The organism is Mesorhizobium sp. M1329 (genome assembly GCF_040318035.1).
Classification (GTDB): Bacteria; Pseudomonadota; Alphaproteobacteria; order Rhizobiales; family Rhizobiaceae; genus Mesorhizobium.
On the sequence record NZ_JAMYLN010000003.1, the window covers coordinates 78,558 to 94,225 of the forward strand.

The 15,668-nt window shown below is 62.7% G+C and carries 14 protein-coding genes and 1 pseudogene; 3 read left to right on the plus strand and 12 right to left on the minus strand.

Features of this window, described 5'->3' with window-relative positions:
• Window positions 1-54 precede the first annotated feature (54 nt).
• Complete coding sequence (locus NKH21_RS03985) at window positions 55-639, minus strand: glutathione binding-like protein (RefSeq protein ID WP_352863165.1); 585 nt, start codon at window positions 637-639, stop codon at window positions 55-57.
• A 456-nt stretch (window positions 640-1,095) separates the two neighbouring features.
• Between NKH21_RS03985 and petA the strand changes: the two genes are divergently transcribed.
• From petA to NKH21_RS04000, 3 genes and pseudogenes are all read left to right on the plus strand, one after another.
• Entirely contained in the window at window positions 1,096-1,572 is a 477-nt protein-coding gene (gene petA / locus NKH21_RS03990) for a ubiquinol-cytochrome c reductase iron-sulfur subunit (protein ID WP_352661104.1), read from the plus strand.
• Window positions 1,573-1,587: 15 nt separating this feature from the next.
• Window positions 1,588-2,183, plus strand: a pseudogene (locus tag NKH21_RS03995) (cytochrome b); the annotation flags it as partial.
• Between the two features lie 156 nt (window positions 2,184-2,339).
• The gene (locus tag NKH21_RS04000; protein ID WP_502903348.1) at window positions 2,340-3,413 is read left to right on the plus strand and encodes a Gfo/Idh/MocA family protein; all 1,074 of its coding nucleotides are present in this window, start codon (window positions 2,340-2,342) and stop codon (window positions 3,411-3,413) included.
• Window positions 3,414-3,442: 29 nt separating this feature from the next.
• On the opposite strand, the gene NKH21_RS04005 is transcribed toward NKH21_RS04000, so the two are convergent.
• The 11 genes from NKH21_RS04005 to NKH21_RS04055 all read right to left on the minus strand — a co-directional run bounded on the left by NKH21_RS04005 (window position 3,443) and on the right by NKH21_RS04055 (window position 15,656).
• Entirely contained in the window at window positions 3,443-4,501 is a 1,059-nt protein-coding gene (locus NKH21_RS04005; RefSeq protein WP_352863167.1) for an ABC transporter ATP-binding protein, read from the minus strand.
• 39 nt (window positions 4,502-4,540) lie between these two features.
• Window positions 4,541-5,362 (minus strand): carbohydrate ABC transporter permease, encoded by an 822-nt coding sequence (locus NKH21_RS04010; RefSeq protein ID WP_352863169.1) that lies wholly within the window; start codon window positions 5,360-5,362, stop codon window positions 4,541-4,543.
• Window positions 5,363-6,265, minus strand: a complete 903-nt coding sequence (locus NKH21_RS04015; RefSeq protein WP_245274609.1) for a carbohydrate ABC transporter permease — start codon at window positions 6,263-6,265, stop codon at window positions 5,363-5,365.
• 35 nt (window positions 6,266-6,300) lie between these two features.
• A complete protein-coding gene (locus NKH21_RS04020) occupies window positions 6,301-7,638 on the minus strand; it encodes an extracellular solute-binding protein (protein WP_023674177.1) in 1,338 nt (445 codons plus the stop codon).
• A 61-nt stretch (window positions 7,639-7,699) separates the two neighbouring features.
• Window positions 7,700-8,359, minus strand: coding sequence for a GntR family transcriptional regulator (locus NKH21_RS04025; protein ID WP_352661095.1), 660 nt, complete (start codon window positions 8,357-8,359; stop codon window positions 7,700-7,702).
• Window positions 8,360-8,398: 39 nt separating this feature from the next.
• Window positions 8,399-9,283 (minus strand): dihydrodipicolinate synthase family protein, encoded by an 885-nt coding sequence (locus NKH21_RS04030; protein WP_352661092.1) that lies wholly within the window; start codon window positions 9,281-9,283, stop codon window positions 8,399-8,401.
• Window positions 9,284-9,486: 203 nt separating this feature from the next.
• Window positions 9,487-11,283 (minus strand): ABC transporter ATP-binding protein, encoded by a 1,797-nt coding sequence (locus NKH21_RS04035; protein WP_352661089.1) that lies wholly within the window; start codon window positions 11,281-11,283, stop codon window positions 9,487-9,489.
• Window positions 11,280-12,224, minus strand: coding sequence for an acetamidase/formamidase family protein (locus NKH21_RS04040; protein WP_352661086.1), 945 nt, complete (start codon window positions 12,222-12,224; stop codon window positions 11,280-11,282). The genes NKH21_RS04035 and NKH21_RS04040 overlap by 4 nt, the downstream gene beginning before the upstream one ends.
• Window positions 12,214-13,842 carry an ABC transporter substrate-binding protein gene (locus NKH21_RS04045; RefSeq protein ID WP_352863173.1) on the minus strand — a complete coding sequence of 543 codons (1,629 nt, stop codon included), beginning with the start codon at window positions 13,840-13,842 and terminating at the stop codon, window positions 12,214-12,216. The genes NKH21_RS04040 and NKH21_RS04045 overlap by 11 nt, the downstream gene beginning before the upstream one ends.
• A 30-nt stretch (window positions 13,843-13,872) precedes the next feature.
• Window positions 13,873-14,793, minus strand: coding sequence for an ABC transporter permease (locus NKH21_RS04050; protein WP_352661080.1), 921 nt, complete (start codon window positions 14,791-14,793; stop codon window positions 13,873-13,875).
• Window positions 14,790-15,656, minus strand: coding sequence for an ABC transporter permease (locus NKH21_RS04055; RefSeq protein WP_352661341.1), 867 nt, complete (start codon window positions 15,654-15,656; stop codon window positions 14,790-14,792). The genes NKH21_RS04050 and NKH21_RS04055 overlap by 4 nt, the downstream gene beginning before the upstream one ends.
• Between the last annotated feature and the right edge of the window lie 12 nt (window positions 15,657-15,668).

Sequence of the window (15,668 nt, forward strand, 5' to 3'; positions counted from 1 at the left end):
TTGGGGCGAGCGGATATGTTGCGTCTGATCTTATGCTCGGAGCCGCCCGCGGCTTCAGACGAGGCCCTCACGATCCATTGCGATGCGCACGGCCGGTCGGGCAGCCATTCGGGCGCGAAGCGCTTGCAAAGGCGCGGGAACAGGGACGTGGAAGCGGGCCGCCCAAAGCAGCATCACGAAAAGATAAAAATCCGCGACGCTGGGTTTGTCGCCGAACAGATAGTCGGTCTCGAGCCCGTCAGCGAAGAACTCGAGTTGGCTCGTAATCGTCGCGCTCGCCTTGGCCCTTTCGGCATCGCTGCTTTGGTGCCACATCGGCTTGAAGCTTCGGTGTATTTCAGTTGAGACGTAGGTCAGCGCTTCGAGAAGGCGGGTACGGCCCAACGGCCCCGCCACTCCCAGTGGCGGGTATTGCGACGCAATCCAGTCGAGGACGGCGATATTTTCCGTCAGCGTTTCGCCGCTATCCAGCACGAGGGCCGGAACGTAGCCCTTGCGCGTGACGGTAGTGAAATCATCCCCGGAGCCCGTTCGTTTGGTCTTGAGGTTCACGCTTTCGCGCTCGAAGGAAACACCCGCTTCTTCCAGTGCGATGTGGTCCGCTAGGCTGCAGGCGAGAGGGCTGTAATAGAGTTTCACCGCTTTTCCCTTTTTCTGAACCCGATTGAATCGCGCTGGTCCTCGCCGGGCGGAAAACCTGCCACGCGAGACAGCCGCCCCAGAAACTCGCACCTGGCGGAGACCACGACTGCGACACCGACAGCTAGACGTGCCTATGCCGAGGTATGGTCGGGCTGAAGTTCGGGATCGCTGCGCGCAATGCCGGACGCGCATTCCAGCTCAGTGGCCGACGGTTATCTGGAGGAATCCATAACCTTCCATGATGGCGTCATCGACAGCCCGGCCAGTCCTTCGCTCAGGGAATCCTAAACGAAAGTATTGGACGCACGTGCCGTTGGCACGATGGCTCACACCCGGCCACGGCAGGCATATTCCGCGCGGCATGAGCAGACTGGAAAGGCGAAAGCCGTGGCCTGCTTTTGCTCGATTGCCACCAACGCGATGACGCAGCTTCCAACAACAGGAGTCGCCATCATGGCCGACCTTTCCGAAACCTCCACAGCCGAGCACACATTGCGCGTCGAAGTGCCCGCCGCGATCGAGGTCGACGTCTCCTCGCTGACGCCGGGAACGTCGCTGATCGTCGACTGGCACGGCAAGCCGGTGGTCGTACGCAACCGCACTGAAAAAGAGAGGAAGGACGGCCAGGCAGTCAGTCTCGCCGAGCTCAAGGATCCAATCGCCCGCAACGCCAACCTGCCGGCCGATGCGCCGGCAACCGACGCCAACCGAACCACGCCGGGCAAGGAAGCCTGGGTTGTGATGGTCCAGGTCTGCACCCATCTCGGCTGCATCCCGCATGGCCAGGAAGGCGATTTCGGCGGTTGGCTCTGCCCCTGCCATGGTTCGCAATACGACACCGCCGGCCGCATCCGGAAGGGGCCGGCACTCGAGAACATGGCGGTACCGGTGTTTCAATTCGTTTCCGACACTAAGATCCGCATCGGTTGAGGCGGGTGCATTTCGATGAGCGGCAACAAACACTCGACCTATACGCCCAAAACCAGAATCGAACGTTGGTTCGACGCCCGCCTGCCGCTGCCGCGGCTGGTGCACGACAGCTTCATCGTCTATCCCGTCCCGCGCAACCTGAACTACGCCTATACGTTCGGCGGCATTCTCACGATCATGCTGGTTTCACAGATCCTGACCGGCATCGTGCTGGCGATGCATTACGCACCTGATACGGGCTGGCCTTCAATTCGGTCGAGCAGATCATGCGCGACGTGAATTCGGGCTGGCTGCTGCGCTATCTCCATTCCAACGGGGCGTCGTTCTTCTTCATTGCCGTCTACATCCATATCTGTCGTGGGCTCTACTATGGTTCGTACAAGGCGCCGCGTGAGTTGCTGTGGGTGCTCGGTTGCACCAACCTCCTGCTGATGATGGCGACGGCCTTCATGGGCTACGTGCTGCCTTGGGGACAGATGTCGTTCTGGGGCGCTACTGTCATCACCAACTTCTTCACGGCCGTCCCACTGGTCGGCGACTGGCTCCAGCAGCTTTTGCTCGGCGGCTTCGCGGTCGATAATCCGACGCTGAACCGCTTCTTTGCGCTGCATTGAGGCTTTTTTGTCCGACAGGAGAAGCCAATGACAGCAGCGTCCAATTCACTTGGCGAAAAGGGCGCGGCGCAGTACGTCACGCGTTTCAGATAGGCCGGAGGAAGACGCAACGTGACCAGATCGTCGATCGGCTAGGGCATCCTCGGTTCCGGCATGATGGGCCGCGAGCATATCCGCAACATCGCCCTGTTGCGCGACGCGCATGTGGCCGCGATCTTCGAGCCGGACCCCTGCATGTTGGCGGCATCGCTGGCGATGGCGTCGGGCGCACGGTCGGCGGCATCGATCGCCGAACTGCTGGCCATAGACGAGGTAGACTGCGTCTTGATTGCCGGCCCCAACCACCAGCACCTCGGTCAGATGGAGCAGATCGCCGCACTTCGACCACTGCCGGTGCTGGTGGAAAAGCCGCTCTTCACCGAGGCCGCTGACGAGGGGCGGATCGCGGCGCTGAAAGCTCGGCTTCCGCTCGTCTGGGTGGCCATGGAATACCGCTATATGCCGCCCGTCGCCGCATTTGTCGAGCAGGCGCGCCACGCCACCGGCGGCATCCGCATGCTGACGGTCCGCGAGCACCGCTTCCCGTTTCTGGCCAAGGTCGGCGACTGGAACCGCTTCAACCGCAACACCGGCGGCACGTTCGTCGAGAAGTGCTGCCACTTCTTCGACCTGATGCGGCTGATCCTCGGATCCGGCCCCGTCCGCGTGATGGCCAGCGCTGGACAGGCCGTAAACCATCTCGACGAACGCTATGGCGGTGAGAGGCCGGATATCCTTGACCATGGCTATGTGCTGGGTGATTTCGCGAGCGGCGCGCGCGCCATGCTGGAACTGTGCATGTTTGCCGAGGGCAGCCGCTACCAGGAGGAACTCTGCGCTGTCGGCGGCGACGGAAAGATCGAATGTCTGGTGCCCGGACCAGGCCGTTTCTGGCCGACCCACCTTGGCCCTGCGCCAGTGCCCCAGTTGATCGTCAGCCCGCGCAATCCGCCTGGACCACGACTGCTGGAGATTCCCGTCGATCCCCGGCTGCTCGAGGCAGGCGACCGTAATGGTTCGACCTATTTCGAGCACGTCCGCTTCACCGCTGCGGTGCGCGGACAGAGCAAGGTGGAAGTGACCTTGCAAGACGGCTGGTGGGCCGTCGTCATGGGTCTCGCCGCGCAGAGATCGGCCGGCGAAGGCCGCGCCATCGAACTCGCCGGTGAATTCGCGTTGCCGACCTAGGCCGACCACGCATTCACCGGACCAGCGAGTCAGATGCGCCGACCAGTTTCGGCGTCGAACAGATGCGCACATGCGCGGTCGATTTCGATCCGCACCCCTTCGCCTTGCTTGAGCGCAAGCCTTTCTCTGAACAGGCAGGAGATTTCTTCACCGGAGCAGTCGACCCTGGCGAAGATTTCCGAGCCGGTCGCCTCGAGAAGCGTGACCGTGCCCGGCATGCCCCGCCCGGTTGCCCGGATATGTTCCGGTCGAATGCCGTAGACGAGTTCGCGTCCCGCGGCATCCGCCGGCTGGGCGCCTTCCGGCAACGGCAGGATCAACCCGCCGGCGCTGCGGAACACGCCCTCCTCGATGCGTCCGGCGATGAAGTTCATGGCGGGCGAGCCGATGAAACCGGCAACGAAGAGGTTGGCCGGATGGTCATAAAGGTCCAGCGGCGCGCCGATCTGCTCGACCAGGCCGTCATGCAGCACGACGATCTTGTCGGCCATCGTCATGGCCTCGATCTGGTCGTGCGTGACATAGATCGTCGTCGTACCCAGCCGCTGGTGCAGGGCCTTGATTTCGCCGCGCATCTGGACGCGCAACTTGGCATCGAGGTTGGAGAGCGGCTCGTCGAACAGGAAGACCTGCGGGTCGCGTACGATCGCGCGACCCATGGCGACGCGCTGGCGCTGGCCGCCCGAAAGCTGGCGCGGATAGCGGTCAAGCAGCTTTTCCAGGCCGAGAATGCCGGCTGCCTTCCTGACCCGGCCAGCGGTATCGGTCGGGTCGGCTTTCTTGATCTTGAGGGCAAAGCCCATATTGTCGGCCACAGTCATATGCGGATAGAGCGCATAATTCTGGAACACCATGGCGATGTTCCGGTCCCGTGCCCGCAGATTGTTGACCATACGCTCGCCGATGGCGATCTTCCCGCCGGAGATCGTTTCAAGCCCCGCAATCATCCGCAGCAGCGTTGACTTTCCGCATCCCGACGGGCCGACCAGGATGACGAATTCGCCATCGGCGATATCGACGCTGACGTCGTGAATGATCTTGGTAGCCCCGAAGGCCTTCTGCACGTTGTTGATCGTTACCGATGCCATTGTATCTTTCCCAGAAAAGAGTGATGTCAGGGCGCGCCCTCAGCCGCCCTTGACGGCGCCGGCGGTCAGCCCCGCGACGATCTGCCTTTGCGCGAACATGGTCAGGATCAGCACCGGTAACGTCACCACCAGCGCCGCCGCGGCGAGCGGCCCCCAGCTGACCTGCTCGTAGGACAGCATGTTGTAGACGGCGACCGGCAGGGTGCGCGTCTCACGGCTGGCGAGCACCACGCCGAAGACGAAATTGTTCCATGAGAAGATCACGGACAGGATGAAGGCGACGACGATGCCCGGCTTGGCGATGGGCAGGGCAACCAGCCGGAACACCTGCCAGGAGCTGGCGCCGTCGATGTTGGCCGCCTCTTCCAGTTCCATCGGCGTGGTCTCGAAATAGCCGATCATCACCCAGACCACTATCGGTACCGTCACTACCAGGTGGATGATGATCTGCGGCCACAGCGTGCCGAGGATCCCGATCCATTGGAACAGCAGAAACAGCGGGATGAGATACGATAGTCCGGGCGTCATGCGGGCGATCATGATGACGACCGCCGACCGTTCAGCCTTGAGCCGTGCGATGCCATAGCCGGCCGGTACGCCGATCAGCAGCGCCAGCAAGGTTGCCGTGCCGGTCACCAGAACCGAATTCCAGAGATAGAGCAGGAAATTGTTCTCCTCGAACACCTTTACATAGTTCGACCAGGCGAAGCGTTCGGGGATCAGGATCGGCGGATAGGCACCGTTGTCGATCTCGAATTTCAGCGACAGCGAGATCATCCAGAGGAAGAACAGGATCGCCGGCGAGACGAAAATCAGGGCAGCGAAAAACAGACCGATCTGGTTGAGCAGCCGTGAACTCATCTATTTGCCCTCCGTATCGATCCACTGCGAGCGTTGGCGCAGCATCAGCAGGACAAACGACAGGGCCACGATGACAATGAAGAACACCACGGCCATGGCCGAGCCGTAGCCGATATCGTAGTAGGAGAAGGCGGTGTTGTAGAGATAGATGTTGATGGTCTCCGACGCCGTTCCCGGCCCGCCCTGTGTCATCGCATAGATGATGTCGAAGCTCTTCAAGGCATCGATGGTGCGGATGATGACCGCGATCATCAGGAACGGCGCGATCATCGGCAGAGTGAGATAGCGGAATTGCTGCCAGGCATTGGCGCCGTCGATCTCGGCGCTTTCGAAGGGCTCGCGCGGCACCGAGGCCAGCCCGCCAAGCACGATCAGCATGACCAGCGGCGTCCACTGCCAGGTCTCGACCGCAACCAGCGACGGGATGACCGTGTTGGCATTGAATATCCATTCCTGAGCCGGGATGCCGACCAGCGACAGCAGGTAGTTGAGCACGCCAAGCTGAGGATGGAACATCATTGTCCAGACGAGTGCCACGGCAACGGGCGTCGCCATCATCGGCATGACGAAGACGCCGCGCAGCAACCCGCGCAGCGGAAACCTGGCGTCGAAGATCAGGGCGGCCAGAGTGCCCAGGAGCATCGGCGCTGCAACCGAGAGGAAGGTGTAGGTCAGTGTATGAACAAGGGATTCCCAGAACCGTGGGTCGCTGGCCAGGCGGAGATAGTTTTCCATCCCGGCAAAGCTTCGCGACTGGCCGAGCGTCCAGCGGTTGACGCTCATCCACAGGGTGAAAGCCCAGGGGAAGACGATGACGGCGCCGACGACGACGAGTGCGGGGACAACGAAGGGCCAGTAGTTGGGAGCCAGCCGGATCGTCTGGCTCCCGTCGATAACCGGCATCGTCACCCCGGTCTGTTCTGGGGTGGTGGCCGACATCAGCCCTGCTCGCTCCTGTCGAGAACCGGCTGGAACTGCTCGGTGGCCTTCTTCAGCTCCGCGGCGGGATCGGCGCCGGCAATCATGTTGGTCAGCGCCACGCCATAGATGTCGCGGAATTCGGTGACGGGGATGATGACCGGCAGCGCCAGCCGGCTGATATTGCCCGAGCCGACCACGGCATCAAGCCAGCTTGCCGGCATGGTGACGCCTTCGCGCACCTTGGGATCTTCCAGCACGGATTTGCGAAACGGAACACCGGCGCCGGCCTGCAACAGCCGCGCGCCCATGGTTGGCGATACCGCCCACTGGCAGAACAGATAGGCGGCCTCCTTCTTCTCGCTGGCGGCGGTAACGCCAATCCCGTCGCCGAAGGTGCCTGAGGCATGCGCCTTGGGACCCTTGGGCATCACGCCGTAACCGACCTTGCCCACCACCCTCGATTTTTCCGGATTTTCCATCGGGGGGGCAAAGCCCACGCCGTCGAGCCACATGCCGATCTTGCCCTGCAGGAAGGCAGACTGTGCTTCGGCCCAATTGAACCCGGTAACGCCCGGAGGGGCGGACTTGGTCATCAATCTTTGATAGAGCGCGGCAGCCTCGATCGCCTCGGGAGCCTCGGTGCGCAGCTTGCCCTTGTCATCTAGCGGCGTCATGTCGTAGCCGAGCATCAGCGACGTCCACACCGGCGTGTTTGCGTTCTTGAGCCCGCGGGCGACGAAGCCGTATGTATTGGTCGACGGGTCGGTCAGCGCTTCGGCAGCGGCCACCAGTTGCTCGAAGGTCTCGGGGTATTTGAGGCCCTTGGCCTCGAACAGCTCCTTGTTCCAATAGAGGATCCAGTAGTCCACCGAGAACGGTAGCGAGCGCAGCACGCCCTGGCCGTCCTTGGCAAACAGCATGCCGGCTTCGGCGAAGTCGCTTTCGACAAGCGCCGGGTCGGTGAGCGACGGATCGGCGAGGTAGCCGGCGATGTCGGCTAGCCACCCACCCTTCTCGAACTGGCGCTTCTGCACGTGGTAGCTCAGATGCACGACGTCGAAGCTCGGCTTGCCCGAGCTCAATTCGATCACCGTCTTCTGGCGCTGCTGCTGCTCGGGCGTGGCCTCGGCATTGACCTTGATGCCGGTCAGTTCCTCGAACTCGGCGAGATATTTCAGGATCGTGTCGCTGCGCGGGCTTTTCACCAGATTGACGTCAAGCGTCGTCCCGGCAAAGCGTTTCCAGTCAACGCCTGCGGCAAAGCCGGGGCGAAGCCCCACAAGGCCGGCAGCGGTGAGCGCTGCGGTTCCGGCAAGGAGTTGCCTCCTGGTTGGGTTGAACAGATTGGACGACATTTCTTCCTCCCGGTTGCTGTCGTTGTGGATGCGCCGCGAACCGCGGCGCGGCTATATTTCCTCAGATCTGGAGCGCCAGCCGGCGCGCATTGTCGATATGCAGACTGATCGCTTCAACCGCTTTTTGCGGATTGCGGCTCTCCATGGCTTCGATGACTGCCAAATGCTCGCGCATCACCGGCACCACACGGCCGTCGATGCGGAAACGTTCCTGGTGGATCAGCCGGATTTTCACCGAGTTGACCAGATAGGCTTTGGCGATAATCTCGTTGCCGAGCGCATTGATGAAGGTGTCGTGCATGGCCCAGTCGATGTTCTGGGCCTTGGCTTCCATTTCCGGCGTCGGCGCCTGTCCCAGAGCTTGAGCCAGCATCTCCTCATGTTCGCGCCGCATGCTGGCAAGTTCGGCGTCAGAAGCGCTGGTCGTGAATAGCGCCACTGCCTCGCGTTCCATGAACAATCGAAACTGAAACGCCTCGCGGATCAGATTGATATCGATATGCGCGATTTGCATGCCGCGCTGCGGGATGGTGGTCAGCAGTCCCTCGGCCTCGAGACGCGGGACGATCTCGCGAATGGCACCCAGCGGCAGCCCGGTGAAAGCGACCAGTTCGCGCTGTGACACGAACTGCCCCGGCCGCAGATCACGGGCTAGCAAATGCCGCGTGAAGCTGGCATAGGCTTTCTCCCGGAGAGTGATCGGTTCGCTGCCGTCTTCCACTTCAGCTCGCTTCCTTGTCGGTCAGCCCGGCCTTGTCGGTCAGGCGGCCTCTGTCGCAAACAGCCTGTCGTAGGCAGCGGCAAGCTGCCGCTGTCCTTGCGGATCGATCGCCTCCAGGGGCGGGCGGACCGCCAGCCAGCGCTCGTCGCCGGTCTTGCGCGCGACCATGACCTTCACCGCCGGCGTGACCGGGTATTTGAGCAATTCGAGCACGAAGTCCTCGACGCGTGAGTCGTCGCGGCCCTCTTCGACCATTGCGCGGATTTCGCCGGTAACAAAATTAGCCATGCCGGAAATCGCACCCTGTCCGCCACGGCGCACGCTTCTCGCCAGATGCCGTTCGTCGCCGATGAGGATCACCAGATCGCCGTGCGCTTCAAGCAGCGCCTCACTGTAGCTCCAGTCCCCGCCGGAATCCTTCACCCCGGCCACCACAGCGGGAAAAGCGGTGCGCAGCCGGCCGATCAGCCCAAGCGGAAGCGGCACCATGGTGACTGAGGGGATGTTATAGAGGAGCACGTCGCGCGCCAGCGAACCGAGTGCGGTGAAGACGGCGGAAAACCAACCGAACAGCCCGTCCTCGCCGACATTCTTGAAGTAGCTCGGCGGGGCGAGCAGAATGTTGCGAACGCCGCGCTGTAAAGCGTGCCGGGCCTGATCGGCGGCATCTTCGGCTGCATCGACCAGCACTCCGGCGACGAGCTGATGTGCCGGAATACCGGCCGCCAGCATGGCGTCGGTGACGATCCGCCGCTCGTCGGTGCCAACCGAGGCCCCTTCGCCAGTGGTGCCGAACAGCGTCACGCTGCTGCAGCCGGCGCCAAGGCAGGCTCGGGCGTGCGCGATCATCGGCGCGAGCGCTATCTTCCCCGACGGGTCGAAGGGTGTGGTCAGGGCAACCGAAAGACCAAAGCGGGAAGCCAATGCGATCTCCGTTGAAATCAATGTGCACGTAGTGTTAGCATGCTAACATGTCAGATGTAAACTGGTGATCTTGCCAACTCGGCATCGCCCAACGGCACTGCCGCGGCAGCGCCATCGCCGATCATTTCCACCACTCGAACATTACATATGCAGCTGTCCCTGAGCCTCTGCGGGATTGGCTGGACGAGGCAGCCTAAGTTCGATCAAGTGGCGACGAGGTGGCCGTCGCCAACATCTTCAAGCTTGAGTTTCCGGGGCTCCTCACCGATGCGCCGCACAGCGCTTGGAATTTCGCTGTCCAAACGGGCGAACCGGGCGCGGCGCTGGCCTGGATCGGGAACCGGAACGGCTTCGATCAGCCGCTTTGTGTAAGGATGGCACGGGTTGGAGAAGATCTGGTCGCAGGTGCCCATCTCGACGATCTGCCCCAGATACATTACCGCCACGCGATCGGAGATGTTCTCCACCACTGCCATATCGTGCGAGATGAAGAGATATGCGACGCCGAATTCGCGCTGCAGCTCCTTCAGCAATCTTAACACGCGCGCCTGCACCGACACGTCGAGGGCAGAAATGCTTTCGTCGGCAATGATCAGCTTCGGTCGCAGCGCCAGCGCCCGTGCAATGCAGATTCGCTGGCGCTGCCCGCCGGAGAATTCGTGGGGGTAGCGCTCCATCTGGTCAGCGGAGAGGCCGACGCGTTCGAACAGGGCGGCGATCTGGGCATGCCGTTGCTCTCTGTCGCCGAGGCCGTGGATCAGCAGAGGCTCGGCGACGAGATCGCCTACTCGCATGCGCGGGTCGAGGGACGCGAAGGGATCCTGAAAGATCATCTGCACATTGCGGCGCACAGCCTTGCGCTCCTTGCGGTTGAGCGCCGACAAGTCGTGGCCGCCGATTGAAATGCTGCCGGTGTAGGGCACCAGCCCGGCGATCGCCTTGGCTGTCGTCGACTTGCCGCAGCCCGATTCGCCGACCAGCGACAGGGTTTCGTGCGGCGCGATCGAGAAACTGACGCCTTCGACCGCGTGCACCCTGCGGTCAACGCGGCCGAAGAAGCCGCCGTGCAGGTCGAAGCGGACGTGAAGATCGCTGACAGATATAAGCTCGGCCGGCATGTTGGTGGCATCTTGTCGGTCTTCGGCCGTCCGTCCGCCGCCGATACGCGGCACGGCGACCAGAAGCTCGCGTGTATAGTCGGCCTGCGGGCGATTGAAGATGTCAGCCGCCCTGCCCTGCTCGACCATCCGGCCGTCGCGCATGATGATGACGCGGTCCGCCATCTCGGCGACGACGCCCATGTCGTGCGTGATCAGGATAACGCTGGTGCCGTGCTCGCGCTGCAGGTCGCGCAGCAGCTCCAGCACCTCGCCCTGAACGGTGACGTCGAGGGCGGTCGTCGGTTCATCGGCGATCAGCACGTCCGGGTTCAGGGCCAGAGCCATTGCAATCATCACGCGCTGGCGCATGCCGCCTGAGAGTTCGTGCGGATAGTGCTCGAGCCGCCGTTCGGCATCCGGAATTCGGACTGCCTTCAGCGCCTCGAGCGCCCTCAGCCGCGAGTAGGAGCGCGACAGCGAGGTGTGTGCCTCGATCGCCTCCGTGAGCTGACGGCCGATGGACAGAACCGGATTGAGCGATGTCATCGGTTCCTGAAAGATCATGGCAATACGGTTGCCGCGGATGCGGCGCATGCCGCTCTCGCTGAGAGCCGCGAGATCCTGATCGCCGAGCCGGATGGAGCCTGATCCGATGCGTGCCGCCGGCTGCGGCAGCAAGCCCATGATGGCCAGCGCCGTCATCGACTTGCCGGAACCGGACTCGCCGGCAATGCAAAGCGTTTCGCCGCGCATCAGGCCGAATGTTAGGTCGGAAACGACGTCGCGCTCGCCCTCCTCGCCACGCACGGCGACGCTCAGACCTGAGACGCTGAGTACCGGCCTGATGGAGCCACTCTCCGCGGCGGCCTGCCCGGATCGTTTGATGTCCTCCACGTTCATTCAAAGACGCAGCGGGGGAAGTAGAACGAAACCACCCAGTTGGGCATGTCGACGATCTCGCTGATGCGCAGGTCGCCGCAAACCGAGACGAGCATATAGGCATCTACCGGATCCATCCCGTAGCGGCCGGAGAGCAGGTCGATCATCTGGGAGACGGCGCTCCTGGCGCCGTCCATCAGATCCGGCCCGACACCGGTTGTCACCTCGTAGCCCTTGGTATCGAGATGCCGCGACACCGGACCGGGCGTTGTGAAACGCGGCGTCCGCAGCCGGGCATCCTTGACCAGATCGAGCGTCAGCACGGCGTTCATCGGGCTCTCGATCGCCGTGCCGCAGACCTCGCCGTCGCCTTGCGCGGCGTGCGTGTCGCCGACCGAGAACAACGCTCCCGCGACCTCTATGGGCAGGTAGAGCACCGCGCCGGCAGCGAGATCGCGGATATCCAGATTGCCGCCCACGCGCCGCGGCGGGACCACCGAATGCAGGCCCGGCTCAGCCGGGGCATTGCCGATGGTGCCGGCGAAGGGCTTGAGCGGCACCCGGCCGTTCTTGCCGAACAGCGCCGGTTCGAGCGAGGCGGCGTCGTAGTTCCAGATATTTAGTGCCGGTTGAGTGAAGTCATCCGCCAGCAGACCGAATCCCGGGATATTCGCCGTCCAGCCGAAGCCCGACGGCTTGAACGCCTCGATGGTGATTTTCAGGGCATCGCCCGGCTCCGCCCCGTCGACATAAATTGGCCCCGTGACCGGGTTCACCTTGGCAAAGTCGAGCAAGGCAACGTCGTCGACGGTGCTCTCCATCGTCAGCTGCCCGCCGGACGAGTCCAGGCACTGGAACTCGATCGTCGACCCTGGCGCCACCCGTTCGACCGGGACAAAGGAATTGTCCCAGCCGAAATGATGGTGGCGCCCGTGGATGGTGTAGTCGCAGTTATTGCACATCGGTCACATACACATTGTCGTAGTTGATCGGAATGTGGACCGGGTCGACATAGAGGTTGTCGGCGCCACCCATGCGAGCTGATTTCATGGTGAAACGCTGCTCGTTGAAGATCGGTGCCCAAGGCGCGTCTTCCATGATCTTGCCGTAGATCTCGCTCCACATCTTGGCGCGTTCGCCAGCCTTGGCCGGGTCGACGATGGAGTCGGCTTCGGCCGCCTTGGCGTCGAGCTCCTTGTTGCAATACCACGACCAGTTCCAGCCGCCCGGGACGGCACCAGCGCAGCCCAGGATCGGGCCGTAGAAGTTCGACGGATCGGGGAAGTCGGCGATCCAGGCCATGCCACCGGACCAGATCATCGGCGCGCCGGCCTTGTCGCCGCCGGCGGCGATGACGTTGGCCTGCGCGAGCGACTGGATACTGGCCTTGATGCCGACCGCCGCCAGATCCTGCTGAATGGCTTGCGCGATGCGCGGGTTGGGATCGGTGTTCATGGCAAACAGCTGTGTGTCAAATCCGTCGGGATGCAAGGCCTTGGCCTTGGCCACGTCATAGGGATAGCCCTTGAATTCCTTGTCATAGCCAGGCATCGACGGCGGCAACGGCTGATTGGCCGGCACCGCACGGTTGTTGATCAGCTGGACGATACGGTCCTTGTTGATCGCCATGTTGACCGCCTGCCGTACCTTCACATTGTCGAAGGGCGCCATGGTGGTATTCATGGTGATATAGCCGGTGTGCAACTGGCCGCCCTCGACGACACGGGCCTTCTGCTCGGGATCGGCCATCACCTCTTGGAATTTCGCCGGCGGAATGCCGTCACCGGGAACGTCGATCTCGCCTTTCTGCAGCCGCAGCAGCGCCACGATCGGCTCCTGGCCGATCTCAAAGGTGATCTTGTCGAGATGCGGCAGACCCTTGTGCCAGTAATCCGGGTTGCGCTCGAAGACCACGCGCTGGCCGAGTGTCCATTCGGCGAGCTTGAAGGCGCCGGTGCCGACCGGATGCTTGCCGAAGTCCGCGCCGTATTTTTCGACCTCTTCCTTCGGCACGACATGCGAGAAGTTGATCGCCATGACATGCAGGAAGGTGGCGTCGGGCCGCGTCAGCTCGAACTTGATCGTGTAGGGATCGACGACGGTTATGCCGGCCAGGCTTTCCGCCTTGCCGGCAGCGACGTCGTCATAGCCTTTGATCGAGCCGAAGAAGCCGGCACCCGGGCTCTGTGTCTTTGGATTGGTGACCCGGTCGAGCGAATATTTCACGTCGTCGGCGGTCATCTCGCGGCCATTGTGGAACTTCACTCCCTGGCGCAGTTTGAAGGTGAAGGTCTTGCCGTCGCGCGCAATCTCGTAGCTCTCGGCAAGGTCGGGCCGCAGGTTGGTGGTGCCCGGCTCGTAGTCCATCAGCCCGTCGAACAAGCTCTTGATCATCGACCAGTTCTGCCAGTCATAGCCGATGGCTGGATCGAGCGTGGCGACGTCGTCCTTGTAGGTGATGGTGATCGCACCGCCCTGCTTGGCATTCGGATCGACGGCGTCTTCGGCGCGTACGCTTGTCATGCCAAGCACCAGCGCAAGCGCCGATGCCGCCACGGTCGATATCAGATATTTTCTCATGTCATGTTCCCTTCTCTGGTTTCTTGGTTTTCATCTGAGCTTGATGCGTGGATCGATGAAAGGTGCGACAGTGTCGGCCAGGAGATTGCCGAGCACGATGGCAAAGGCCGAAACCAGGGTGACCCCCATAATGATCGGAATGTCGATGCGCTGAATGGCCTGCCAGGCTAGCTGGCCGATGCCTGGCCAGCCGAACACGCTTTCGACAACCACGATGCCGCCCATGAAGATGCCGATGTCGATGCCGATCATGGCGATGACCGGCAGGATGGCGTTGGGCAGCGCGTGCCGGAAGATAATGGCGCTGCGTGCAAGACCCTTGGCACGCGCGGTACGCACGTAATCCTGGCGCAGCACGTCGATCATCGACGAGCGCATCATGCGGGCGTACCAGCCGGCGCCGAGAATTCCCATGGTCAGCGAGGGCAGCACCAGATGACGCCAGGTGCCGTAACCGCCGATCGGGAACCAGCCGAGCCGCACCGCGAACACATAAAGCAGCAGCAGGCCGACGACGAATTGCGGCGCCGAAACACTGACGAAGGAGGCGACCATCAGCGATTGGTCGGTGGCGGTGCCACGCTTGACGGCGGCGATGAGGCCCATCGTCAGCCCGATCACGACTTCGCAGGCAATGGCGCCGAGCATCAGCAGCAGGCTTGCCGGCAGCCGCGAGACGATAAGCTCCGTGACCTCCGAGCGCTGAATGTAGGAGCGCCCCAGATCGCCGCTGAGGAGGCTGGTCAGATAGTGCCAGTACTGGACGACGAAGGGCTGGTCGAGGCCGAGCTGCCGGCGGATGTTCTCGACCGTCTCGGGCGTGGCGCTGCGGCCGGCGATCTGGCGGACCGGATCGGCCGGCAGGAGGTAGAGCAGCGCAAAGGTGATCAGCGACACCCCGAGTAGGATGAGCACCGACTGGACAATGCGGCGGCCGAGATAGGCGATCATGCCCGCCCCCTTTGCGTCGGATCGAGGATGTCGCGCAGCGCATCGCCGACCAGGTTAAAGGCCAGCGCCAGCGCCAGGATCGCCGCACCGGGAAAGAAAACCAGCCAGGGCGCTGCCTGAAAATAGGTTTGGTTTTCGAAGATGATGTTGCCCCAGGAAGCAGTCGGCGGTTGCACCCCGATGCCGAGATAGCTGAGCGTCGCTTCCAGAAGCACCGTCGTCGAGATGCCGAGCGTGCCCCAGACGATGATCGTCGGCAAAAGGTGTGGCAGGATATGGCGAAACAGGATGCGTGGGGCGCTTGCGCCGATGGTGCGCTCGGCATCGATGAACTCGCGCTCGGAGAGCGAACTTGTCTCGGTGTAGATGACGCGGGCGGTCTGCACCCAGTTCACCAATGCGATCACCATGGCGACGATCCACAGGCTCGGCTGGAGCACCGCCGCTAGGCAGATTGCGAGCAGCAGCGCCGGGAAAGCCATCATCAAATCGGTGAAGCGCATAAGCGCGCTGCCGATCCAGCCGCGGAAATAGCCGGCGGTGATGCCGACCAGCGTGCCGATCAGAAGCGCCACGCCATTGGCGACGATGCCGATGATCAGCGACGTGCGCGCGCCGAAGAGAAGACGGGTCAGCAGGTCGCGGCCAAGCAGGTCGGTACCCAGCCAGAACTGGGCTCCCGGCGGCAGTGGCGCGCCTTCAAGCGTAAGCCCGTCAAACATCTGCTCATTCGGATCGTAGCCTGTCAGCCACGGTGCAAGAATGGCGCCGGCCAAGACAATGGCAATAATCCCGAGGCCGAGCAAAGCGAGAGGCCGTTTTAGCAGACGTCGCCAGACGCCGGCGCGAGGCTTGGCTGGCATACGCCCGGCGGC

Excerpts from the sequence above, each read along its gene's own strand:
- petA (WP_352661104.1), top strand. The coding sequence starts at position 1,096 with ATGGCCGACCTTTCCGAAACCTCCACAGCCGAGCACACATTGCGCGTC.
- NKH21_RS04050 (WP_352661080.1), bottom strand. The coding sequence starts at position 14,793 with ATGATCGCCTATCTCGGCCGCCGCATTGTCCAGTCGGTGCTCATCCTA.
- NKH21_RS04045 (WP_352863173.1), bottom strand. The coding sequence starts at position 13,842 with ATGAGAAAATATCTGATATCGACCGTGGCGGCATCGGCGCTTGCGCTG.
- NKH21_RS04005 (WP_352863167.1), bottom strand. The coding sequence starts at position 4,501 with ATGGCATCGGTAACGATCAACAACGTGCAGAAGGCCTTCGGGGCTACC.
- NKH21_RS04035 (WP_352661089.1), bottom strand. The coding sequence starts at position 11,283 with ATGAACGTGGAGGACATCAAACGATCCGGGCAGGCCGCCGCGGAGAGT.
- NKH21_RS04020 (WP_023674177.1), bottom strand. The coding sequence starts at position 7,638 with ATGTCGTCCAATCTGTTCAACCCAACCAGGAGGCAACTCCTTGCCGGA.
- NKH21_RS04015 (WP_245274609.1), bottom strand. The coding sequence starts at position 6,265 with ATGCCGGTTATCGACGGGAGCCAGACGATCCGGCTGGCTCCCAACTAC.
- NKH21_RS04040 (WP_352661086.1), bottom strand. The coding sequence starts at position 12,224 with ATGTGCAATAACTGCGACTACACCATCCACGGGCGCCACCATCATTTC.
- NKH21_RS04055 (WP_352661341.1), bottom strand. The coding sequence starts at position 15,656 with ATGCCAGCCAAGCCTCGCGCCGGCGTCTGGCGACGTCTGCTAAAACGG.
- NKH21_RS04000 (WP_502903348.1), top strand. The coding sequence starts at position 2,340 with ATGATGGGCCGCGAGCATATCCGCAACATCGCCCTGTTGCGCGACGCG.
- NKH21_RS04010 (WP_352863169.1), bottom strand. The coding sequence starts at position 5,362 with ATGAGTTCACGGCTGCTCAACCAGATCGGTCTGTTTTTCGCTGCCCTG.